General features: G+C 56.5%; 10 protein-coding genes. All 10 read right to left on the bottom strand.

Annotated features, from left to right (window positions below; all coding sequences use genetic code 11):
* Positions 1 to 25 precede the first annotated feature (25 nt).
* The 10 genes from ET33_RS36255 to ET33_RS06100 all read right to left on the bottom strand — a co-directional run bounded on the left by ET33_RS36255 (position 26) and on the right by ET33_RS06100 (position 25,355).
* The gene (locus ET33_RS36255) at positions 26 to 2,737 is read right to left on the bottom strand and encodes a thermonuclease family protein (RefSeq protein WP_051775130.1); all 2,712 of its coding nucleotides are present in this window, start codon (positions 2,735 to 2,737) and stop codon (positions 26 to 28) included.
* A 22-nt stretch (positions 2,738 to 2,759) separates the two neighbouring features.
* The gene (locus ET33_RS36250; protein ID WP_051775129.1) at positions 2,760 to 7,520 is read right to left on the bottom strand and encodes an S-layer homology domain-containing protein; all 4,761 of its coding nucleotides are present in this window, start codon (positions 7,518 to 7,520) and stop codon (positions 2,760 to 2,762) included.
* A gap of 515 nt (positions 7,521 to 8,035) precedes the next feature.
* Complete coding sequence (locus ET33_RS06135) at positions 8,036 to 9,355, bottom strand: DUF5689 domain-containing protein (RefSeq protein ID WP_036677982.1); 1,320 nt, start codon at positions 9,353 to 9,355, stop codon at positions 8,036 to 8,038.
* Positions 9,356 to 9,828: 473 nt separating this feature from the next.
* Complete coding sequence (locus ET33_RS06130; RefSeq protein ID WP_036677979.1) at positions 9,829 to 10,041, bottom strand: hypothetical protein; 213 nt, start codon at positions 10,039 to 10,041, stop codon at positions 9,829 to 9,831.
* A 304-nt stretch (positions 10,042 to 10,345) separates the two neighbouring features.
* Entirely contained in the window at positions 10,346 to 17,449 is a 7,104-nt protein-coding gene (locus tag ET33_RS06125; RefSeq protein ID WP_161783524.1) for a discoidin domain-containing protein, read from the bottom strand.
* 169 nt (positions 17,450 to 17,618) lie between these two features.
* A complete protein-coding gene (locus tag ET33_RS06120) occupies positions 17,619 to 19,265 on the bottom strand; it encodes an extracellular solute-binding protein (RefSeq protein ID WP_051775128.1) in 1,647 nt (548 codons plus the stop codon).
* Between the two features lie 99 nt (positions 19,266 to 19,364).
* The gene (locus tag ET33_RS06115) at positions 19,365 to 20,243 is read right to left on the bottom strand and encodes a carbohydrate ABC transporter permease (RefSeq protein ID WP_036677969.1); all 879 of its coding nucleotides are present in this window, start codon (positions 20,241 to 20,243) and stop codon (positions 19,365 to 19,367) included.
* A gap of 19 nt (positions 20,244 to 20,262) precedes the next feature.
* Positions 20,263 to 21,249, bottom strand: coding sequence for an ABC transporter permease (locus tag ET33_RS06110; RefSeq protein ID WP_081890216.1), 987 nt, complete (start codon positions 21,247 to 21,249; stop codon positions 20,263 to 20,265).
* A complete protein-coding gene (locus ET33_RS06105) occupies positions 21,246 to 22,922 on the bottom strand; it encodes an extracellular solute-binding protein (RefSeq protein WP_036677966.1) in 1,677 nt (558 codons plus the stop codon). Before ET33_RS06105 ends, ET33_RS06110 begins: the two co-directional genes overlap by 4 nt.
* Positions 22,923 to 23,105: 183 nt before the next feature.
* Complete coding sequence (locus ET33_RS06100; RefSeq protein ID WP_036677963.1) at positions 23,106 to 25,355, bottom strand: helix-turn-helix domain-containing protein; 2,250 nt, start codon at positions 25,353 to 25,355, stop codon at positions 23,106 to 23,108.
* Positions 25,356 to 25,554 lie beyond the last annotated feature (199 nt).

Here is a 25,554-nt window from a genome sequence, read left to right as displayed (position 1 = left end):
GCTTCTTATGCTGCCCAACTGCTCCTTAGTTTGCGATTTGGGCCAGGAAGTTTTTCTCTACCAGATCGAGGTCGGCCTGGTCGACCACTCCGTCTCCGTTGATGTCCGCCGCTGCAAGGGCATCCGGCGTCGACTTGTTGAGCGAAGCGCCGACGATCACCGCATCGTAAATGTTGATTTCCGCATCGGGATATACGTTGCCTCCCCGCATCAAGCCTTCCTTGCTCCCGCCGTTGCCGGGCGTCGCCAAGTTGCCGAGGTCGGTAACTTTTCCATCCTGCACAATGACCGCCGCTTTGACAGGGATATAGTGCTTCAGATTCGCCGTTACGGTGTAAGCTCCGGCGACCAGATTCGGAATCGTAAAGGAGCCGTCGGCCGAAGCGGTAATTTTGGTTTCTTTGCCGCTCGTCTGATGCTTCGCCGTAAGCTCGATGGCGCTCTGTATGCTGCGTCCCTCGGCTTTCACCGTGCCTTTTACTAAGCCTTGGCCGCCCGTTCCGCCTACCGGGACGATGTCGGCCAGGGAGCGGGGATAGATCTCCCGCAGGCTGCTCCAAACGGAGCTTCCGCCGACAATGTCGAATTTGTTCTGCTTGCCCTGGGGAAGCTTCTGCAATTCGTCAAGGAACGTTCCGCCCTTCGTCGGGGAAATGACGACGACTTCCGTACCCGTATCGTCCGTAATCCGGATGCCCCCGTTGCCGCCGTTGTATTTGCCCGTGATCCACACGTTTCGCACGGCAATCAGGCGGCCTTCGTTCGATTCCGCGACTTGATCCAGCTTAAGCTCCAGCGGGACCGGTGTCGGAATCCCGTCCTGATTCAGCTTCTCGACCCTTGCGTTCTTGAACTCCAGATCCCCGTAAAACTCCTGCACGTTGCCGTCCACTTTCACTTCTTGTCCGACCTGCAGGCCGGCCGGAATTTTGCCATACAGATGAATACCGCCCGTCGCATCTTGAATGAACGCATGGTCCGGCTCATGGACGACCGTCACTTTGCCGACCACTTGAAACGTCGTGTCTGGATTCCACTGGCTGCGAACCTCGGCGATTGTCTTGAGGCTTCCGGTCGTGCAATCCGTCGCCGGGTTATGGTTTGGATCGGCGGGATCTGCCGGGGTATAGCCCGCCGTCTTGGACTCCTGCTTGTCGTAGCCGAAAAATACCCGGTTCTCGAACGGAATTTCTTTGTAACGCTTCGGGATATAATATTTTTTCGTTTGCGCATCCCCGACATACCGCTCCATGCAGCCCGCCGCCCGGTATTCGTAAGGCAGCTTAGTAAGTGGCGAGCTGGGATTCCAGATCCCTTTGCCTTCCAGCGAAGCCTGCTTCGCCGCCGTCCCGTAATCCGCGAAATATTTCATGTTCGGGTAAATGTAATAGTTGATCGCCGCTCCGCGCTTCAGCATTTCTTTGTTGATATCCAGGTTGTCGCTCTTGCGGTACACGTGCGCCAGCAGACGGCCATAGACATCCACTTTGACTTGGTCAAGCTCCAGCTTCACGGCCGTTCCGGGCGGCATCAGCGATTGGATCACTTGCGTGGCCTGATCTCCGAAGGGTGCCTGCGCCGTTTCCGGGGCGTCAATATTGAGCATGCGCACGATATGCACCGACTTGCCGTCCACCGTAAGCGACGGGCTGAAGTTAAACGTATCGCCGTCGGAAATGTGCGTGACCGTCACGTCGAACGTATCGCCGCCGCTGCCTTGCGCGCTGACGGCAGTCAAGCCGCTTTCCGCTTTGCCGGCTGCGGTCGCGGATACGTAGACGGTCTGGAGCTTCTGCGCGCTGTTGTCGAAGGTGACGGCAAAAGCGCCGATCCCATCGGCTGTCCCGCTTCCGAGCTCGGCTCCTTTGGCCGCGTTGGCGTACAGCTTCACGGTGCTCGAAGCCGGAACGGAGCCACTGCTGCCGCTCAACCGGGCGGCCGCCGGCGGCCGGTTGTCGAACGTCAGCTTGTCCGCTGCCGGAGCGGGCGTCTGCGTCCCCCCGCTGGGTTGCACCGGCACGATATCCGCTTCTCCGCGCGGGAAAATTTGCTTGGTCGACCGGAACACCGAGCTCGCTCCGACGATATCGAATTTTTGGGACGGGTCCTTCGGCAGATTTTGCAAATAAGTTTTTAAGTTCGGCTGGTCCAGAGCAAAAATGACCACCGAGCTGTTTCCGTCCGTCACCTTCACGCCGCCGTCGCCGCTGCTGTAATCTTCGGTGATCCAGACGTTCCTGACCTTGATGAACTGTCCCGCATTGGCTTCGCCCACCTGATCCAACGCAACCTCCAGCGGTGCGGGTGTCGGGAATTGGTCTCCGGGCAGCTCGGTCGCGGTAAAAGGAAAAACCAGCTCCAGCTCGCTGTTGTAATTTTTGATCCTGCCGGTAATTTCAATTTCCGACCCCAGACGCAGCCTGGCGGCGTCATAGCCGTAAATCCGCAGCCCTGCCGTCCCGTCGTGAATATAGGCGTTCGACTTGGGATAAACCGCCGTCACCTCTCCGCGGACGGTGAACTCGACGCCCGGGGGAAGCTGGCGCGCTTGCGCAATGGAAATCACCGCAGAGGCGGCAGCCGATACGGCCGGCTCCACTGCAGGGGAAACGGAGGATGCGGAATATTCCGCATTCCCCGTCCCGGCAAAGCCGGAGAGCAATAAACCCGCACCGAGCACGGTGTTCAACATGGCGCGCGATACGGTTGTCCAAACGTTTTTGCGATTCGTATTCATCGTTTTCGTTCCTCCGTCGGCGTTAATTGATATACCCTGCGTAACGCAGCAGTCGTTTCAGCATGACGGCCGCTTGCGCCCGGGTCGCATGGCTGGCCGGTTCGAGCGTCGATTCGGTCATGCCGTTCATGAGCCCCGTATCCAGCGACTGGCTCAGCGCTTCCTTCGCCCAAGAGCTTACTGCGTTCTTGTCCCGGAAAGCGTCCAGCGCAGCGGCATGGCCCGCTTTCGGCGCAGTGTCCGCAGCCTTCAAGGCACGGGCGATCATGACCGCCATCTGCTCCCGGGTGATCCTCGCCTCAGGCTGGAATGTGCCGTCTTCGAAGCCCTCGATCAGTCCCGCTTTCACAGCGGTGCCGACCGCGCCATAGAACCAGTCACCGGCCTGCACGTCTTTGAACGGCGCAGCCGTTTCGCTTAGCGGGAGTCCGAGTGAACGGACGAGCAGCGAAGCGAATTCGGCGCGCGTCACGTCTTTGTCCGGCGCGAAGTGTTCTTCCGACGTCCCCAGCACGACCAGCTTCGAAGCCAGCAGCTCGACGTCAGCTTGCGCCCAGTGACCGGCCGTATCCCGGAACGTCTTCCGATACTTGATCACGCCGTAGGCGCTGTTCGTCGGACTCATCAGGACCGCCGTCGGCTTGCCGCCAATCGTCTTCGTCAACGTCGGGACGAACACCGGTCCGGTCCGCTCGAAGCGTACGCCGGTAATTTGGCTCGAATCCGGTTCGGCGATCGCAAACATCCGTTTCACCATCGTCCCGTTGAATTGGTCGACAACTCGCGATTTGCCCCCGCCTTCTACCGTTACCGTAAACTCTACGGCATCGGATAGCAGCGACATGCCTTTCAGGCCGGTCTTCAGCTGCTCCAGCGGCGCACCTTTCACGGCTGCCATCGTCAGCGTCAGCTTCATCTGCTTGACGTCCGCCCCAAGCTCGCGGGCAATCGCTTCATAGCCGATCTGACTGATCGGCAGCTCATATCGGACCGCCCCCGCCCCGGCTTCCAGCGCGATGACCGCCTTCGGCGTATCGGCTGCGGCCTTCACGAGAACACCGACCGGGAGCTGGAGCCGGACCGTCGGTTCCGCAGACTCTACGGATATCGTAATCCGCTGCGCAGCGGCAGCCGCATCCTTCAATTGCCCGAACGCCTTGCCAAGCGCCTCTTCATCTACTGTCACCAAGGTCGACGAGATGGCGCCGGCGAGCGTTTCCTTCGTCGTACGAATGTAGGATTGAGGCAGATCGATCCCATGCTCCGTTATTTGGAAAGAGGCCGGAGCCGCCGGTCCGCAGCACGCACCGTAGCTCGTACCGCTGGACAAAGTGCTGTTCGTCGTGAAGCTCTGCTTCAGTTCGTCGCTCCAGTTGCCTGCGGCATCGCCAGCGCGGACGGTAAAGGTATACGTCGTACCCGAGGACAAGCCGGTCACCTCGTAGACGTTACCGGTCACCGTCGCAAGCAGCGTCGTGCCCTGATACAACCGGTACGCCGTCACAGCCGTATTATCCGACGCCGTCGGCCACTTCAGATTCACGCTGTTGACGCCGATGGAAGTGGCTTCAAGCTTCGCTCCTTGCGGCCAACGAGGCGCTTCTGTGTCCTTCCCGCCGGAATCCGCTAGCGTGGTCACCGTCACCGCCGGTCCGCCCGTGCTCCAGTGGCCTGCCGCATCGCCTGCCTCCACCGTGAACCGGTACGTCGTTCCGCTCTTCAGGCCGCCCAGCTTCCATTCGGTTTGGGTTCCCCGTACGAGCGCCGCTTCCTGCTTCACCGGACCGTAGACGGCTCCTGTGATGTCCATACTGGTCCCCCCGCCGTACACGCTGTGGGTCACGCTGACGTTCGTCCATTCTTCTTTCCAAATTTTGTAGCTGCTTACAGCCGTATCGTCCGATGCCGGCGTCCACTTCAGCGTCACGGCGTCTGACGTGATGCCGCTTGCCGTCAGCTTCGCATCCAGCGGCCAGACTGGCGCTTGCGTATCGGGTCCCGCCGGCTTTACCTTCACGAGCAGCGGGCTTCCTGCAAGCTCAAGTGGAAGCTGCCAGCTGGCCGGATCTCCTGACGGATAGCCGGCCAGCTTCACATGTTCCGGCTTCAGCGCAATGCTCGTATCGCCGATTTGATGCGCCGCCGGAACGAACGTGATCTCGGCGATCGACGTCGGTTCGGAGCCGGATACGCCGGACGCGCCCCCGCGAAGCATCGAGGCAAACGTAATGACGCCTTGCGAGACGTCCACCTGATTGTAGACCTGCTGCGTCACTGTTGTGCCGAACAACGAGCCTCCCCGAACTTGAACGCCTGGCTTGCCCGGATCTTCGTCCTGCACGCTCAACCGGAGCGGATCGTAAGCTAGCTGGAATTGTGCGCCGTACACGTCCGTGTACTTGTCCACGTTCACCCGGACGGTAATCGGCTGTCCGGCCCGTACTTCTTGTGCCGAAGCGGCTAAAGAGACGGTCGCTTTCCCGGCGGCGGGTCCCGGGACAATCGTCAAGCTTGCAGGCCCCGATACGTCTGAGCGGATCGGGAGCGTGCTCGTTCCCCGAGGCGCAGCGGCCAGTTTGACCCCATCCGTCGGAATATCGATGGCGGTCGTGCCGGGCGTTCCGATGGCACGGAAGCGAGTTTTTGCGATTGAGATCGCTTGATTCCCGCTTAACCCCGCCGCTTCGCCGCGCAGCGTACCCGCAAACGTCAGGATGCCTTGCTCCAAACGAGCCGGGTCCTGATTAACAAAAAACGCAGCCGAATGTCCGTTCCACAAATCGCCGCCTTGAATCGGCGCCGGTTCCGCTAGCCTCAGCTTAGCCGGGTCGAACTTCACCTGAAGCTGGGCGCCGTACAAATCGGCGTAATTCACCACACGCACCTCCGCTTCGAAGGTGCGGTCTTGCCCTACCGTGCCGCCCCCGGGCAAATACAGGGAGACGGCAGCCGCGGAGACTGGTGTCTGCGACACGGCGGTCGGATTGCTTTCCGTTTTTCCCGTTTCCGTGGCGGTAACATAAACCGTCTGCACCGCAGCCGGAAGCGACAGGCTAAAAACGCCGTTGGCGTCGGCCGTCGCGGTCTCTAGCGGCTCCTGCTTGTCCGGCAGCTTGTAAGCCTTCACGACCGCCGTTCCCGTCACAGCTCCCTGCGCTCCCGTCAAGGAAACGCCGCGGAGGCTCAGCTTGTCCGCAAGCGGCTGCGCCGATTGGGCCGGAGGGCCCGCCGTAGCAAACGACCACTTGATCACCCCGACGTTCGCATTGCCCGCCGCATCCTTCACGGCCTGCGCCGGAATCGTGACGGTGTACGTTTGCTGCGGAGCAAATGCCGCATGCGCCACTGTCAGCTCGCGCTCCTCTACCGTTGCCGTCACCCCACCTACGGGCAAGCCGTTGCTATCGGCAATGGCAATCCCCGAAAACGCCGGGCCTGCCAGAACCGCTTTGTCAAACGTAACCTTGACTGCGGCATCGACAGCGACGTTCACGGCCCCATCCGCAGGGACGTTCATTACGCGGGCAGGCGGCGTCGTATCCGTCGCATCGTCGCGAATGTCCAGCTTGACCGGTACGATGTAGGTGTCGACGGCCGTATTGACCAACTGCTTCTCGCTGTTTTTCCCCCAGCCCGAGAACGTACCGTCCGACTTGGCGGCGAGGACGAAGTTCGTCGTTTCGCTGCCGGAGAGAGAGGTTACCTGCTCCAAAAATCCCGCTCCGCCTTCGCCCTTCACTTGCAGCGCATACGGGCTTCCGAAGTAAAGATCGCCCCCCACTTCGCCGATCCCGAGCATGCCGGAGTTCGAGTCCCCCCATGCCCAGACCGTGCCGTCTTCCTTGACGGCATAGCTGGTAAAGCTGGCGCCCGCCACTGCTTTGGCCTGCCGCAGCGGCTCTCCCCCCGGAAGCTTGACCTGCACCGGAGCAAGCGATTCCGACTTCGATCCGTCGCCAAGCTGCCCGCTGCCGTTCATTCCCCACGCCCATACCGTACCGTCAGACCGGACGGCAAGCGCGTGATAGCTGCCATGGCCGATCGCCTTCACCTGCTCCAGCCCTTGAACCTTCTGAGGCGTTGCGCTCGGCGACGGCAGGACGTAAAAGCTGCTGCCCCATTGAAGCACCGTTCCGTCGTTCTTCAACGCAAGCGCAAAATCGCTTCCGGCCTCGATCCGGGCTATGCCGGATAGCGATCCTTGACCGTTTTCTCCCGCAACCGGTACGGGCGTTGCCGACTGGAACGTATGTAAAAATCCCCACTGCCAGACCGTTCCGTCTTTTTTTAGCGCCAGAGAGAAAGTGCTGCCGACGGCGATGTCCGCCACATCGGTCAAAAAACCTTCTCCTCCCGGCCCCTTCACCTGCTGCGGAACATTGCTTTCCCTCGTCTCGGAGCCAAGTCCCAGCGCCCCGGTTTCGTTGCTGCCCCAAGCCCAGACCGTTCCGTCGCTTTTCACCGCGAGCGTATGGTTTGTCCCCATGCTGACAGCCGTCACGTTCGAGATCCCGTTCACCTTCACAGGCGTCTCATAGATTGTGCTTTGATTGCTGCCCAACCCGAGCTTGTTCGAATTTTGTCCCCAGGCCCATAAGGAACCGTCCTTTTTTACAACAAAGCTGGACCGGTCCCCGGCCTCCACCGCTTTGTGCGGGAGCGCCTCGGGAGCAGCGATCGCTGCTGACCGTGTCCATCCGAAAGACAGCAGCACGAAAAGCGCTGCCACCAGAACGAACCCCGTGCGCGACCAAACCTTTTTTTGTAATCGAATGGTGTTCAAGCGTCATAACTCCTTCCGCATCATTTTCCATCGACGGCAGTTGAATGTTGAAATTTGGCCTGCATTAACTCGCTTGCTGCACCCCCTTGCAACAAAAAAAGTCCTCGAAACACCAATAAACATTGGTCGTCTCGAGGACTTTGTCGCTCCAATACGTATCATTATAGCATTGCATCGGAGAACATATGTAAACGGAGTGTTTGACGAATTGTAAGATTTTATGTAGAGAAAAGGAAAAGCAGGGGACGTTTCATCCCCTGAGTTGTTGAGAAACTGGTGGTTATTTGAGGTAATAGAAGTACACGAAGGGGTGGGGTGTACACTTCCGGTCGCTCTTGTCCGCAGGAAATTTTGATTTAAAGCCGCTTCGCAGCAGATATTTCCCGCGAACAAAGGCGAACGCTAGCGCTCCTCCAGTGCACACCCCACCTCCGTATGTTTCTATATACCAGCGAAAACCACTTTCTCAACACTCTGATGAGATTATTATCATCCCCTGCTTTTGTGGGTGAGGATTATGGAGAAACGACGACGTCAGCCGTTTTGCGAGGGATCAATTGGTAGCTGTTGTATTGACTCAATACGCCTGTCACGTCGTACCATACGCCGGTTTTCAGCGTCGGATAAATGTTCGTGGCTTGCAGCACACGCAGCAGAATCGAGTTGTTGTTCGCATCAACGGCCGTAATGTTGTAGCCGCCGCCGGACGGATTCGTCGGCAGGCTGTTGATTTTTACTTTGACCGTCTTTACCAGCGTGCCTTCGAGCGGTTCGGCTGTAGCAGCTTGCGTCAATTCCGGAACGGTTTTGGCCACGGCTGCCGGTACCGGAGCCGTACCCGTTTTCGTCACGGTAGCCGCCGAAGTCGGGATGATCTCCGTCAGCCCGTTGTATACCGTGATCGTACCGGTTACGCGCACTTTGTCGCCTTCTTCCAGGCTGATGTAGCCCGTCGGATTGGCGGCGAACAGGTTGATCCCACCCGTAGCGTCTTGGATGTAAGTCGAGATTTTGCCGCCGCCGATCGCGGAGTTGTTGGCAAGGACCGTACCTTCAACCGTAACGACTTGGCCCGTCAAAGCTTTGGCCGTAGCGATCGGCTTCGCAGCCGGTACTGGAGCTGGAGGCTGTGAAGCCAGCAGCGAAACGTCGGCAGGCTTCCGCGGAATGAGCTGGTAGCTGTCGTATTCGCCGAGAATTGCAGTGACGGCATACCATTTGTTGGCCTGCAGGCCGGAATAGATGCCTGTGTCGTTCATCACGCGGAGGATGGACGAATTGTAGTTGTTGTCATAGATCGTAATATTGTAACCGCCGCCGGCTTGTACGGTCGGCAGAGCGCCGATGTACACTTGAGCCACTTGAATCAGCTTGCCTTCCAGCGGTTCGGCTTGAGCGGCGTTGTTCAAGGTGGAGAAAGGAATCGCCTGCGGAGCGGGTACCTGGTTGCCCGTGCTTACGCGGGTAATAGAAGTCGGGACGATTTCCGTCAATCCTTGGTACGTAGTGATTTGACCCGTGACTTGAATTTTCTCGCCTTCGACCAGCTGCGGGAGGAACGGAGTTGCGTCTTGCGCGAATACGTTGATACCACCTGTAGCATCCTGGATAAACGTAGACAGTTTGCCCCCGCCGATCGCGGCATTGTTGGCGGTAACGATCCCTTCGACGGTAACGGTCGAACCGCTTTGCGATTTGGCCGACGAGATGGTGATGACGGCGGCATGCGCTTTTTGGATACCGATCGTTCCCAGCGGAAGCTGGCTGACCGTCGTTGTAAGCGCGAAAGCGGCGGAAGCGAGTACCAATTTGCTCAGCAATTTGTTCATTTTCATAATCGATTTCCTCCCGGGTATTGGAATGGATGAAACGCTTGAAACGCTGTCGCTTCATGGCTGCGGATTCGTCTACCGTTCTGACTGACCGGAGGCACAAGCGCCCGAATGCCGGCTCTCGAGCAACTCTGTCATCACGTTCCTCGCAAGGCAGATACACTTTCTTCTCCGTCGGTTTCGCCTCGCCCTTCCCGCTATCGTCCAAGGGCTCGCTGCCGAACGCTTGTCCCACCTCCCGGTACCCATCGGAAAACCGCCGCCCGCAGGCAGCCCGGTACAAGCCGGGAACGACAAAAAAGTCCCGGGTCGCGCCAGTAGTAATGGCCGTCCCGAAGACTTTGTCGCACCATAATTTTCCGATATTCGATCTGTTTTTACTGTACCAAGCCATTGTCATCGCAATGTTTTGCCCGTGTGAATAATTCGTGAAGCAGCTCGAATCCGCGTGGCTGCCGTCGAACGGCGAAGCCCGGTTAACCTATTTCCCAAGCATGAGAAGCTTCGTACTGCTGCTGCGGCACCAAATCGAACGGCAGCGGCACGTCCTTCTTGCACTGCGGGCATACCGCCTGCACACCCGTACCGTTCAGCCGGGCCAGTAAAATACGGGTGCGGATTCTCAGCGTCCCGTCCTCCAGCTCATCCACCATGACCCGATTGCACTTGCGACAATTAATCAACACCATTGCTCAAGTTCCTCCTCTCGTCATCCTCCATCGCCGAGCCGCTCTGTCCGATTGTTGTCCGGAGTCCCCTTCATCATGACATATTTGATGTTAATTAATTCTAAATTTTACAGATAGCCCACCAGATGCATAGGTTTACCTTTTGAGGAATCGGGTACGGCACCACATCGTGCGTCTGCCTGCGGGACGGACGGTGACGCTCAAGCTAAAAGCGCAAGTACCGGAACTGCCGCCAGAAAAGCTTCGGCTGCCCCGGTACTTGCGTTTTCAACGAATTACTTTTCCTTGCTGCGGAAGAAGCGGATCATCGGTCCAAAATGCGGATAATGAATGTCTTCTCGCTGTAATTTCCCGCGCGGTCGAACGATTTCACGGCCAACGCGTAATCTCCCGTCGGAAGCGAATAAGGATTAAGGACAAAGGAGGTGCCCCTCACGCGTCCGTTAAACGTTACCGTGGACTGCGATACTCCGCTCAGCGCGTCGCTGATCTGAAGCTTCACCCTCACCGGCTCGGACCGCTTGAACGAAAGCGGGGTGACGAGCTCGATCTTCGGCGGCGTGTAGTCCAGCGTGACGACCGCCGTCTTGACGCTCTCCTTATTGCCGGCAGCGTCTATGCTGTAGTAGCGGATCGTGTTGATGCCCTCCAGCGTAACGGGAACGACGCTTCCCTCCGCCTCTTCCATCTTGCTGTCGGCATACACGTTGGTGGTGACGGTGTAATCGCCGTACACGTTCCCATACACGTTGTTGGCTATGCTGTAATTGCCGTATACGTTCCCGTACACGTTCGTGGTAACCGTATAATCGCCATGTACATCGCCGTATACGTTATTAGTGACACTGACATTGCCGCCGGGTCCGCTGCCAGGAATGCCGTTGCTCACGCTGTAAAAAGTTTTCGCGACTCCGCTTAAGTTATCGGATGCCCGCAATTGGACCAGCTGCGGCGTGTTCTTCCACCCTCTGGGTACGTTGGCGACGGTCACAGGCGCTTTTTTGTCGATGCCGATTACCGCCCGCTTCGTTCGTTCTACGTTTCCGGATTTGTCCTCGGAATAATATTGCAGCGTGTGAATTCCCTCGTCTGCGATATACACGGCTCCCGTGACGGTTTTCCAAGCGTTATTGTTCAGCTTGTATTTCGTTGTCTTCACCCGGTCGCCAACCACGAAGGTGACGGCTACGGTTTTGTTGTTAAATTTCCCTTCCCCGGTTACGCCGTCCGTCTCTATGCGGGTAAGCTCCGGACCGGCATCTCCTTGGCTCGTCGTGATCACGCGGATCGGCTCGCTATAGTCCGAAACGCCGGCCAAGTTAAAAGCTTTCAGGCGATACGCGTACATTTTGTCCGGGGTCAGGCGCGAATCGTTGAAGCTCGTCATCCCGCTGGAAACATAGCCGATTTGCTGCCACTCGGCATCACCGTTATCCCGCCGTTCGATCGTGTAGCCCAACGCGCCGTCGCTTCCCGACCATGCCAGCTCCACGCCGGTATCGGAGATGCGGTTCGTCGTCACGAATTTCGGTGCTTTCAACGCTGCCGAAGGTAAGCCGATCAAGGTGTTGACGGCGGCTTTTATTCCGCTTAGATCGTTCGCGATAATATTCACCGTGTGATACTCGCCGACAAACGGAGAATTGGCGTAGCTGACCGCCGCCCCGCCGGCCGATAAATGGTCGCCTTGCTCGAACAGCAGATACCCTCTGGCTTGATCGAGGAGCAGGACGTTATTCGACGTGTTGCCGATGAGGACAAGATCGGATTCGATCGTTTTCCATTGCGGATATTTGACATACGACGATTTGTATTCCTGCAGCCCGGTCACGGCCCCATTCGGTTCGGCAAGGCCCAGCCGGACTTGGCGGCCTTCGCTGCGGTAATACTGCACAAGACGGTTCGCTTGCTCCACAATGGCCGGGTCGTTGTTTTGCGCTGCCGTCAAAGCGACCGTCAGAGGCACATTCGTTCTTTCCGCGAATTCGCGAATGCCGTCTTCCCTGTACAATTTCACCGGAGAAGGGGCTGCCGGCTCTTTAGACCCTTGGATGACGACCTGCGTGCCGGAAGACAGCCCGCTGAGCAATTCTTTGACGGTTACCGTATACGTTCCGGGTTGGTCCGAGTCCTTCAAGGGCAGCTTCGCGGTCAGACCTGTCGCCGAATATACCGTTGCCGTATCGCCGCTCGTCTGATGCGTTACGGTCAATTCGACCGGGATACCGGTCATCGGGTCCGGATTGCGAACGGACGCGAAAGCCTCGTAAAATCCGGAAGAGCCTTTGGTTACGGTAACGGAAGGCACCGTTATTTCGGCAGGCGGAAGGGCGTACCATTGGAAGCCTTCGGATTTCAAATCGACATAAGTCGCTTCCTGAACGGTCAGCTTTCTGCCTTTTCGCACATCATAGATCGGGCGCTCCGTATTCCACGTGACCGAGCCCGTTTGTCCGATCAGATGCTGCGTATCGTCGGGCTGTTCATGCTTTTGATTGACCACCGTCACATATTGCGTATCTCCGGAACGGGTCGGAATCGCCCAGACCGTACTGCTATCAGTGACGGCAACCGGCTTCGTGACCGACGCCATGGCGCTTTTCAGCTTGACGATGTTGTCCGCATTCCGCTCCAGCAGCAGATTGGTCTGATCCGTATCGCTTTGCTTCAGATAGGCCCGGACCTGCATGCCGGTCGCCACGGACGGTACGGGAGATACGGATTCGTCATCCTTCAGAATGAGACCTCCCCGGTCTACGAAGCCTTGAAGGTCGCCAGCAATGCCGTCGTCGTACCAGTGCCAGCTGTCGTCGAAGTTGTTCAATCCTACGAGCAGTATGGCCTTAATGGATGACGGCAGCCCTTTCTTCAGCTCTTCCGGCGTGATCACTTTCGACGACCACCCGGCGGCGTGGGTGAAGAACATCGCTTCCGTCACTTTTCCTTCGTGGGAGCCTTTGAGCAGATCCTCGTCCGTCGGATCTTTGCCGACGATGCCCCGCAGCAGGGCTTGCTTGTTGACATACATGATCCCGATCGTCGGCGTCGGCTCGGTCATTGCATAGGCGCCGCCGTATTTACGAATCCAGGAATAGAGCTCTTTCTGTTCCGCGATCATCTGAGGCTTGGCGAGATCGCCCTTATTGTTCGGCAGCACATTCGTGCCGATCGCCTGAATGCCCCGGGTCAAGGCCAGCGCATAAGCTTTTTCCCGGTCCATCTTGCCGAAAAACAAGCTGAAATCGTCCGGTATCGCCCATGTCGTTTTGTTCGGATAATAGCTGCGCAGACGGTCCAGCAAAGCAACCACATGCATCGGCTTGGAGGTGTTCAATTCATTCCAGTCGTAACCGGTCTGTACCGGCATCTGATCATGCATAGGCTTGGCGGGAACCGTCCCCCAGGGCCATCCTCCGTGTCCGCCGACGCCGGGCGAGCTTCCGAATGACCCGGTCGTGGTGATATAGCCGTCATTGACTTCGGAGACCGCCTTGACAAAATAACCGTATTGCTTGAAGGTTTCGTCGTACCGATCGATGTAGTCAAGGAACGGCTTGGAGGAATTCGCGAAATACTCGTGCGCCTTCGGCTGATACCAGCCCTGCACGCTGGGAGCGATCGGCGTCGTAAGCGGCAAACCTCGGGCCCTCTGGAATGCGGTATACGCCATCCCCCACGGACGGTTCGGGATAGGCGGCGCCCAATCCCAATACGGCACATAGTCGGCGTTGTCTGCGCCGATGCTTATGCCCGTCATGTTCGGATACACCTGAAACCGCTGCAGGCTGAGCTGGACGTTCCGATACAACGGTGCGCGGTAATCGGGCAAATTATAGGCGTAAAACGCCAAATTCGCATTGCGCATATCGATGCCGTTGATGTCCGTGAGCGGAACGAAGCCGAACTGAACGCCCCGTTTTTCCAGCGCCGCCGCCATCTTTTCCTGGCTGACTGGACTGTCCGCATCGGTAAAGTTGCTGAATTCGAATACGCGGTCGTAACCGGTATCGCTGACATAATCGGCATAGTCCTCTACGGAACCCAGAGTCTGATACATCGAGGCCACCTGTTTATGCTCGGAGTGGTAAAATCCGCCGGAGCTCATGCCGTGCGACATATAAACGAAGTTGATCGTCTCCGGCGATCGGGGAACATCGACCCCCAGATGACGGGCGATCGACGAACGATCCGGGACATAGCCGGGCGTGACAGGCTTCGCCTCCGAGAGCGACGCCGCATCCGCATCCCATGCCGCCTGATTCGGGAACGTTTCCGGACGGTCCAGCGATTTTACGGTAATGGCCGGCCCGCTGCCGGGAACGGTCAGAGCGAACGCAAACGGGACATCCTTTGGATTGCCGGCTTCGACCGGCTGAAGTCCCGCGTCGAATCGAACCGGTCCGCGTCCGTCAACCCACAGCTCGTAAGGCTTGCCGTCTTCATTTTGAGGCAGCAGCAGGGTCAGAGAATCGTATACATTCGCCCCGCTGTTATAAATCTCCGCCCCGTCCGCTTTCAGCACGACGTTTTTAACGGCTCCCGGCCCAGTTCCCTCGATCTTCACCGGAAACGTCCAGAGCTCGTAATCCCAAGCCCACGACCTGGCTGTTCTGTCGGCGGTGTACATGTACGTCTGGCCCCAGCGCCATTGTACCCCGCGTATCCAATGATTGCCGGGCTGCAGCACGTTATCGTAGGGCTCCTGTAGGAGCGGCATGCTTTCCGGCTCGCGCTGCAGCAAAATATCCGTCTTGAATTCGGCTCCATCGGCGAAGGGTTCTACCGTGCTTTTCGTTTGATCCGCCTGGGGGATGTTCAGCGTGATTCTGGGCCAATCCACCGCATCGGGGCCTTCCTTGCGCACGGCCGTTTGGTGGATTTTGGCGCTGCCGTTCGTAAACAAGCCGTTCGGCATGTCGTACCGGACCAATCGGAAGGTCGCCCATTTCTCCGGGAACGTGAAATCGCTCGGCTCCGCCGGACGGATCTTCATCGTGTTAGCCATATCCGCTTTGATCTGGCCGGAGGTCAGAGGGGCCGCATAAATATGCAAAGAATCGATCGAACCCCGGAACCCGTATTGACGCATCGATCTTGTCGCAGGGTCCCAATGCCACTCCGTGCCCAGCATCATGTTCACAAAGTTCGGCAGCGCATCCGTGAATACCGCAGAGCCGTCGACGCTGCCGATGAGCTTGCCGTTCACGTAAAATTTAACGCCGACGTTTTTTTCGAAGGTTACTGCGACATGACACCATTGCCCGGCCACGATCGAATCCGAAGGAAAGGACCAGTCGTACCATTTCTCCCCGTAATCCGCCGCAAACCCCAGACGATTCCCGGTAAGTCTCAAATAAAACGTCGATCCCTTCCAGTTGGCGTCACGCTTCGTGACGATGGGCTGATGCCCGTTCAAATCGTCCGGCTTGATCCAGGCGCTAATCGTAAACTTGGAAGAAAGATTGTTTAGCATGCCCGTGGGAGAAGTGGGAGCAGCAACCATAGCTTCATTCGGTCCGGTAAACTTTAACGCCTTTCCGCCGCCTTCCCGTCCGTCTTCGAAGGAGGCCGGGGGGCTGATGGTGCCGTTCTGTCCATATCCGCTATCGTCCCGCAGCAGCGTCGGATTCGAGGGGTCCGGCTCCATTTCGTACCTGGCCACCAGAGGCAGCGCGATGACATCCTGCGTGGTTATCGCCAGGGGGGCGCTCGGCGGCGACAGATTGCCCGACAAATCTTTGGCGCGTACGGTAAACGTATAGGCCGTTTTGGCAGTGAGATCCTCTGCCTTGTAGCTCGTAGCCGAAGTATAGCCAATGAATGTGGAACCGGCGTACACATTGTATCCTACCACGGCAACGTTATCCGTTGAGGCTTCCCAGGTAAGATCGACTTCCGTATCGAGTATTTTGGTGGCGGTTAAATGAGCGGGAGTGGTGGGAGGTTCGTCGTCGGGAGCCATGACGCCGTAAAGATGCAGCTCATGGATAGACCACCATAAGCCTGAGGTTTTTGTTAACGAAATTCGGATATATTTGGCGGTTTGCTGCGGGAAACTGATCGCCACGACAGAAGAAGTGCCCGTACCCGATGTAACCGGCGCACTCCAATTCACACCGTCGTCGGAAACGGTAACCTCGTATCCGCGGGGATAATCTCCGGCGGAGGCTCCGGCATCGAGCAGCAGCTTGTTATACGTTTTATCCCCCGGTCCGGTATCGATCTGGAACCACGTCCCCGGAGCTTGCGGCGCCCCGCTGGTCCACCGGGAGGATAGGATGCCGTCGACCGCCATGCCCGGCGAGGAAGTGCTGCCGCTCGACGAGGCCGTCACCTTCCAGAGCGTGCGATCCAGCTTATCCTGCGTAGTCACCGCATAGGGTCCGGCCGGTGCAGAAACGTTGCCCGCCGGGTCTCTGGCCCGGATCGTAAACGAATAGGCGGTTCTCGGGGAAAGCCCGGATACCTTATAGTCCGTCGATTTCGTGGAACCGATGAAGTCCGGACCAAGATAAATATCGTATGCAAAAACAGCCACATTGTCTGTAGAAGCATTCCAAGACAGCCGGATCTCATGATCCGTCACGTCGGAATCTTTCAGGCCGCCGGGAACGGTCGGCGCTTGGGTATCGGGCTGCATGGCGCCGTACAGATTCAAATCGTAGATCGACCACCATGGCCCAGAGCTTTTCGTCAACGTGATCCGGACATATCGGGCGGTTTGCTGCGGAAAATCGATCGTCACGACGGAAGAACTCCCCGCACCCGAGACGATCGGCGCGCTCCAATTCGTCCCGTCGTCGGACACGATGACTTCATACCCCCGGGGGTAATCGCCGGCGGAAACTCCGGCGTCCAGCACCAGCTTATGATACGTTTTATCCCCCGGTCCCGTATCGATCTGGAACCACATCCCTGAGGCTTGTGCCGCTCCGCTGCTCCAGCGGGTGGATAGGCTGCCGTCCACCGCCAAGGAGGGTGGTGCGCCGCTGGCACTGGAAGACGCGGTGGTGGTCCAGAGTCCCCGGTCAAGCGCGCCCGGCAGAACGGCGAACGGACTGCTTGGCGCCGAAACGTTCCCCGACGCGTCTTTGGCCCGCACCGTAAACGTATAGCTTCCGCCCGGAGTCAGCCCGGTTGCCCAATAGTCGGATGAGCCGCTCGTACTTCCAATCAATGCATTGCCATTATAGACGTCGTAACCGATGACCGCACTGCCGGAGGAAGAAGCGGTCCACGTCAAATGAACCGAGGTATCGGTCCGCCAAACAGAGGTCAAATTTGAGGGGGGTGAGAGTGCCTGTGCCTCCACGACCGGAGCAGTTCCCAAGGGGAGAGGGACATGGCCGAACAACAGAAATACCACCAGCCAAAAGCTTGCCAACCCTTTCGTTATTTTCTCTGTCAAAGCGGATTCCTCCCCATACAAAATTCGCGACATTGACAGCGTTTACAAAACAGGTTTCATCACAAATGATTTGGGCACCTCCCTTCAAATAGAGGAACATGCAGGGTGAGAAAACGGACGCCTCCCACCCTATGGGAACAGACGGACAGACATGCTGCGCAAGGGAATCTTATTTATTGGAATACAATTTCTCGGCGTCTTCGCCGAATTTATATAAATCCTCCAGCATAAATGCTTTCGGCTTATTCTCCGCGTACCATTTGGCGTAGAAGTCGTCCACCCGGGTGCCGCCCGCCTTTTCCCATAACTCCTTCGCGTCTTTGTATGCCTGCTCCGCCGTATAGCCGTTTCCGCCGACAACCGCCTTAATCCAAATATCCTTGAGCTGCTGATCGGAATTTTTGACGATGATGGCAAGCTCCTGCGGCAGCACGGGCAAGTATTCCGGCTTCAGGGTAGGGATCGGCCGCTCTCTCGAAACGTAGGCGGCATTGGCCTGCAGCGCCAGCTCGCGCAATTCCTTTTGCGCTTCCGTCTTCTGCGGCCGGTACGAATCAAATCCGCATTTGCCGTACAGCAGCCGGGAGGCCATCATGCCAAGATCGGCCGTATACGATACTTCCTTCTTGTTCTTCTCGGCGTCGATCGGCTGCGGGCAGCCGTTCTCGTCCTTGCTCCAATGCGTGCCTTCCAAGCCGTATTGAATAGTTAACGCGTTTTCCGGTTTAATCATAAAATCGATGTACTGCATGACCGATTTCGGGTCTTTGGCTGCGACGTTCAGCACGCCGATCATCTGAATCGGGCTGCCGACCGCCGGACTGAACTGGCCGAATTCAGATTTCGGCAGCGGCAGGATCGCAAGCTTGCCGTTCGGATTGTTTTTCTTGAACGTATCGAAATCCTTCTCGCTCGGGAAATCCTGAAACAAATACATGCCGAGCCTGCCGGAGAGGAAATCCTGCTTCGCTTTCTCCCCGTTTTTATCCGTCAGGAAATCTTTGTCGACCATACCGGCGTCAAACAGCTTTTTCTGAAAAGCAACCGCCGCCGCCAAACGGTCCCACTCATGCACGAACTTGTCGTTTTCGAAGCGCCACTGGACTTCTCCGAACCCGAACATATGCTGAATGATCGAGGGGGCGTTGCCGCTCAAATTGAGACCGAACGTATCTTTTTTGCCGTTTCCGTCCGGGTCCTGTTCCACGAACAGCTTCGCTACGTTAAAAAACTCTTCCGTCGTTTTGGGAGCCTGAAGGTTCAGCTTCTGCAGCCAGTCCTCGCGAATGTAAACGCGGTGCCCTGCGGTAAGCGGGGAAATTCTGCCGATTTCGTAAATTTTCCCGTCGTCTTTGGTCGCCAACTTTTTTAACTGGGGAAACTGCTTCATCAGCTCTTTATACGTGGTGCTGTATTTATCGATGACCTCGTCCAAAGGCATCAGCAGCTTCTGGGCATACCACTGGTTTCTGTACCCCGTATCGTATTCCAGGATTAAATCCGGAGCCGCGGCGCTGGCGAACAAGGCGTTGAACTTCTGGAAAGATTCCCAGCGCGGAACCGGAACATATTTGACCTGAACCGGACCGTTCTTGTTGATCCATTCGCTCCAGCGGTTCTTGTCCCAATTCCCTTCTTCCGGCGGAATGTTATTCCGGTCGTAGATCGACACCGTCAGGCTGCCTCTCTTTCCTTCCTGCTGACCCGCCTTATCGTCCGGCACGCTGCTGCCGTTGCAGCCCGCCACAAGCATACCCGCGCCAAGAACGGCGGCAGTGCTTGTCACACAGGCTTTGTTCCATCTCTTTGCTTTCATGGATGAACCCCCTCTGCAAAATATGCACTTTCTCCCTTCGGGGTTACCTCAGCAGCCCTTCCGTTGTTGCCCAAACTGCCAGCCCCTTTCCCTACATCCTTATCCTTTGACCGCGCCGATCATGACCCCTTTGACAAAATAGTTCTGCATAAAGGGGTATACCAGCAGCAGCGGAACAAGCATCACAACCACCCCCGCCGACCGGATCGATTCGGGCGTAATTAACTGCTCCAGCTCCTGCTGCTGCAGGTTGTTCAAGCTTTGGAGCAGCGATTGATTCGCAATCATGTTCTGCACCATGACGGCCAGATTGTACTTCGCGGGATCGTTAATGTTAATTAACAAGCCCTGGAACGCGTTCCAGTAGCCGACGCCGTAAAACAGGGTCAGCGTCGCCAGAACCGGCATCGACAGAGGCAGGACGATCTGCATCAGCAGCCGCCAATCGCCGCAGCCGTCGATCCGGGCGGCCTCTTCGATTTCGGCCGGCACGTTCTCGAAAAACGTTTTCAGCACCATCAAATTGTAAGCGCTGATCAAGCCGGGAAGCCAGAGCGCCCAGTACGTATCGATAATGCCCAAGGAGCGGTTCACCAAAAAAGCCGGAATGGTGGGAATCCCGAACAGCATCGTGAACACGATGGCCAGCGTGAACGCTTTTCTCGCATAAAAGTACGCTCTCGACAGCGGGAAAGCGGCCAAGATCGTGAAGACCATACTCAGGACGACGCCGACTCCCGTGATGACCACGCTATTTTTAAAGCAGTTGACAATCGGCGTCCCGTCGATCAAAGCTTTGTAGGAGTCGAGGCTGAACCCGACCGGCCAGATCCCGACGAAGCCCGAGGCGATGGCGGAATAGTCGCTGAAGGACATCGAGACGATGTTAAGCAGCGGCAGCAGACAGCTAAGACCGGCCGCGACCAGCAGCAGATTGTTCACGCAGTAAAATATTTTTTCTCCGAACGATAGCTTCATCGTCGCCCTCCTTGTTCGTTCACCATAACGATTGGTTGAATCTTCTGGCGATCCGGTTTGCGCCGACGACCAAAATGAGCCCGATCACGGATTCGAACAGTCCCATGGACGTCGTCAAGCTGTAAAGCCCGTTTTGGATCCCGATCGTGTAAATGTACGTGCTGATGACGTTCGATACGTCCGACACGACGGCGTTCTGCAGGTTGTAGATCGGATCGAAGCCGACATCCATGACGCGCCCCATCGAAAGGATCAGCATGATGGTCGCCGTCGGAACAATGCCGGGTAGGGTGATGTGCCAGATCTGTCTTAGCTTCGAAGCCCCGTCCATGCTCGCCGCTTCGTACAAATGCGGATCGATCGAGCTCATCGCGGCCAAATAAATAATGGCCCCGAAGCCGGCTTCCTTCCAAACGCTTGAGCCGAAAAAGATCGTCAGCCAGGAGCCGGCCTGGTACAGAAACGGATACTTCGCGCCCGTCCATTGCTCCAGCAGTGCATTCACGACGCCGGCCTGAGACCCGAACAGCGTAACGACGATCCCCCCGATAATGACCCAGGAGAAAAAGTGCGGCAAATACAAAAGCGTCTGCACCGTCTTTTTCCACCACATCCTGCGCACTTCGTTCAGCATGACCGCGACCAGAATCGGGAACGGAAACCCGATCACAATGCCGAAGAAGCTCAGCAGAAAGGTGTTTTTCACGATCTGAAGCGTCTGGGGGTTGCTGAATATGATCTTGAAATTGTCCAGACCGATCCATGGGCTCCCCCAGATGCCCTGCATCAGGTTATACTGCTTAAAAGCGATCACATTGCCGAGAATCGGAATATACCGGAAGGCCACAAAAAAGGCGATGACCGGAATAAACATCAAAATTAACGGCACATTTTGCTTCAGCCTTTTTCTTTGGAGTCTGCGGACGGAAGTATGAGCTTCGGAAGGCTTCATCGGATACAACAGCGTCTGCTTTTGGATAGGATCATCCCCTTTCCACGCTTTCACGGTTCTGTTCTTCCCCGGTTAAACTGCTGAATCTGCTCGTCGAAGGCGTACAAATCGTCCAGGAGGAACAGCGCATTCTTGTTATCCGAGTACCATTTCGCATAAAATTCGTCCACTTTCGCCCCTCCGGCCTGCTCCCAAACGGCCTTCGCTTCGCTAAGCGCCTGATCCGCCGTAAAGCCGGGACCATTCACGATCGCCTTCATCCAAATGTCGCCGCGGACGACGCCGGTTCCGGTCTGCTTCTCTACATTTTTAACGACGATAGATAGCGCGTCGGGAAGCAGCGGCATGGCCGTCGCATTTAAGGACGGGACCGGACGCTCCTTGCTGATATAGGCCTTCTTCGCCTGGCTGTTCAAATCGCTGAGCGCCTTATCGGTTGCCGACGGGTTTTCCATGGAATCCCCAAAGGCGCATTTGCCGAACAGCACCTCCGAGGTCAGCATGTTCAGATCGGCGGTATAGACTTCCTTTTTGTTTTTTTCCGGATCGATTTTTTGCGGGCAGCCGTTGCTTCCTTTGCGCCAATGCACCCCTTCGATGCCGTTCTTGATGACGATAGCGTTCTCCGGCTTAACCATGAAATCGATATACTGGATGACGGCCTTCGGGTCCGCCGCTTTGGCGTTCACGGCCGCGACCATTTGCACCGGTGCCCCCAGGACCGGGCTAAACTGGCCGAACTCGCTCTTCGGAAGCGGCAGAATGGCGATATTCCCGTCCGGATTGTTTTTCTTGAACGTGTCGTAATCGCTGCTGCTGAGGCCCTGATGCAAATACATGCCCAATTTGCCGCTCAGAAAATCCTGCTTCGCCTTTTCCCCGTTTTTATCCGTCAGGAAGTCTTTGTCGACCAGACCTGCATCGAACAACGCTTTCTGGAACGCAACGGACGCCTTCAGACGATCCCATTCATGCACAACGCGATCGCCCCGGACGTCCCAATCGTTCAGACCGTGGCCGAACATGTGATTCACAATCGTGAAACCGTTTCCACTTAAGTTGACGCCAAACGTATCCTTTTTTCCGTTGCCGTCGGGATCACGATTGGCGAAAGCTTTGGCGACCTGCAGTAGCTCCTCCGTTGTTTTGGGCGCTTCCAGCTTTAGCTTTTGCAGCCAGTCCTCGCGAATATAAACCGCGTGGTTCGTCGTCAGGGGAGTGACTCTGCCGATTTCATACAGCTTCCCGTCGTCCTTGGTGCCCAGCTTCTTGAGCAGCGGAACCTTGCTCATCAGCTCCTTGTAAATCGTGCTGTGCTTGTCGATCAGTTCGTCCAAGGGCATCAGCAGCTTTTGGGCGTACCACTGGTTCCGGTAATTCGTATCATACTCCAGAATTAAATCCGGAGCGGCGGCGCTTGCGAACAAAGCATTGAATTTCTGCAAAGATTCCCAGCGCGGAACCGGAACATACTTGACATCGACCGGCCCGTGCTTGTTGACCCATTCGGTCCAGCGATTTTTGTCCCAATTCCCTTCCTCCGGCGGAATGTTATTCCGGTCGTAAATGGAAACCGTAATGCTGCCTCTCTTGGGTTCCGTCTGATTGGCCTCGGCCCCTTTCTTCTCAGACGCATCATGGTTGTTGCATCCGGCTGCCAGCGCTCCCGCCGCTAGTACGGTGGCCACGCTTAACACAACCCCTCGATTCCGCCCCTTTTTGTTCATCGATCGACTTCCTCTCTGCCTTAATGTACTTGCATTCCTCCCAGTGAAGCCGCGGGGAATGTATGCTCAATGTAGCGCTATCCGAACTGGAAAATCAATCTACAAGATTCACCCCGTTAGCCTAAAGGAAAAAGGAGCGATAAGCCTATTTCGCACAATATGCCAAACGGAAAAAGCCTTCCGTCACGAAAGGCTTTTTCCGTGTTTTTTCCTGTATTCGCCGGGGGTGGTCCCCTCCACTTTTTTGAACGCGCGGATAAACGAGATGACGTGCATGTATCCGACCGCACTGGAAATTTGCTGCAAAGACAGCTGCGTATTTTCCAGCAGCTCTTTGCTTTTTTCGACCTTGACGCCGACCAAGTAATCCACCAGCTTTACCCCGAATGCTTCCTTGAACAGGCGGCTTAAATATTTGCCGTTCAAGCCGAATTCCTCACAGAGCAGATTGAGGGACAAATCCGGGTTGGCATATTCCCGCTCGATATAGCTTCTCACTTCCCGAATGACGGTATATTTGCTGCGGCTCTCCTGAAGAAGCCGGATTTTCTTTTCGGTGTCCGTTAAGATATCGAGAAATTGGGTCTCCACCTCGTCGACCAGGTCGAACGTATGCAGCACCCGGTTGAGCCGCGGCAGCGTCTCCATTTTCCAGATCTCCCGGACATTCGGCGGAAACTCCATCATCTCGCGATACAAATGGTAGATGAAGTAATTCATCAGATTGACATGCTCTTCCCGGGAGAAAAGCGCATCCTTGACCTCCGAAAAAATCTGGCTGTAGATCGGCCGCCAATCCTCTCCCCCGGTCCGGAAAGCTTGCGCCAGAGAGCGGATCAGCTGCAAATGCCGGTACGGCTCCCCCTGCAGCTTCAGTCCCCTTTCGTTGTGGGGAATGACAAGGTTCAAGCCGAGGCTGGATTTATAGGCCAGCGCCGCCAAAGCACCGGCATACGAATGCGGAATATCGTCCACCTGCGCCATGCACGGCCCGACGCCGACGGTGACGGTAAAGTCCAAATTTTTTTCCGCCCATGCCCTCGCGCTTTCGGCGAGCGAAGCGATAAGCTGTTCGTCTCCGTTCTGCGCGTCCGCCATTTGAAACAGCGCCGTCAGCCGGTGATCCGCCGTCCACTCCGACCATACCGTGACCGGCAGCGGCTCGGCAATTTCTTTGACCACGCTGTTCAGAACGAACTTCAATAAGTATTGGTCCCGTACAGAGTATCGTTCCTTCATCGCGGAATATTTGTCAATTTCAAATACGGCCAGGCCGATGCTTTCCCCAGGGGACCGCGTCCAGAACAGCTCCAGCTCTGTCGCCCAATCCCGCGGGTTCGCAGGCCGCCGGCCTTCCAGCAGCTGCAGGAAAAAATGCCGCCGCCGGTAAATTACGTCCTCTTCGTGCAGCTTCTGGTACGTATTCGATTTCTCGATCAAATTATCCAGCGCTTGCTCGATAAAGTTGAACTCGTCCTTCGCTTTCTTCGTCAGCTTGCTGCTCTTGTGCATGGAGTACACATTGATCCGCGAGATGATCGATTCGATCGGCTTGTAATTCCGCCTTGTCACGTAAGCCATCCAGACGGTACCTGCCGCCACAACAACGAAGCCCGAAACAATCCAAAGATACGAGAATACCGAAGCATAGCGGAACAAGTGGTTGTCATATACCCCGCCTTCGTACGACCATCCCGTATAATCGGATACGAAGCGAGACAGCACAGTCCCTTCCTTGCCGTTATTCTCGGGAAGCGGATCGGTGATGAGATTGCCGTTCCGGTCTTTAATTTCCACAAAGCTGACCTGGGAGCTCGACATGCTGGCAAGCATTTTTTGAATTTCCCGCACGGCGATGTTAATGACGACGACGCCCTGCTCCCCGGTCAGCAGCGGATATCTTCTTACGATGGAAATGACCGACGCGGGCGGCCGATTCTCCGGATCGGGGGCGTCCGAATAGGTTCTTCGCTCGGATAACGTATAGGGGATGCGCGAATCCAGATGTCCGGTCAGGAAGGTCCGGTCTCCGAATTTTTCGAGCGGAGCGAACACGGCGGGACTGATTACCATGCCGTCCGAGAAACGGTACAAATAGACGGAGTCGATAAAGCTGTTAAACGTGACGAGCTCGTTTATTTTTTTGGAAACCTCATACGTGGAGAAATAATTTTGCGAACCGGCGTTCCTTTGAAAAAACGTGCGGAGCTTGTCGTTCGTCTCGATTTCATGGATCAGCATGCCGTCCGTTTCGCGCAGCGAGTGGTCGATCATCTGAATCACATGTCTCACATACATCTGGTTTGCGTTCATCGTTTCTTTTCGGGAGAGGTCGCTAACGAACAAAAAGGCGAGCAGAATTAAAACGGAAGTCAAGCTGAAAAAGATCGGAAAATAGGAGAACAGCAAGCGGTAAAACCATGTTTTTTTCATAATCCCCTCCGGGACGAATTCTTGGTCATGATTCGCCGCGACTCAAGCAATGCTCCCGGAGGTTCATTAAACGATCGCGGGTGAGCGGCTTTTTCTCACCCTATATTCTAGACTATAAATTGGCACTTGGCATCTATTTTTTCCAATTGTAAACATGCCCTGTGCGGCCGGGGATCCGAGCGGCTTTCCCTAAACAGGA

Origin of the sequence: Paenibacillus tyrphae (assembly GCF_000722545.1) — a bacterium.
GTDB classification, from domain to species: domain Bacteria; phylum Bacillota; class Bacilli; order Paenibacillales; family NBRC-103111; genus Paenibacillus_G; species Paenibacillus_G tyrfis.
This window is presented reverse-complemented; position numbering and strand designations above follow the sequence as displayed.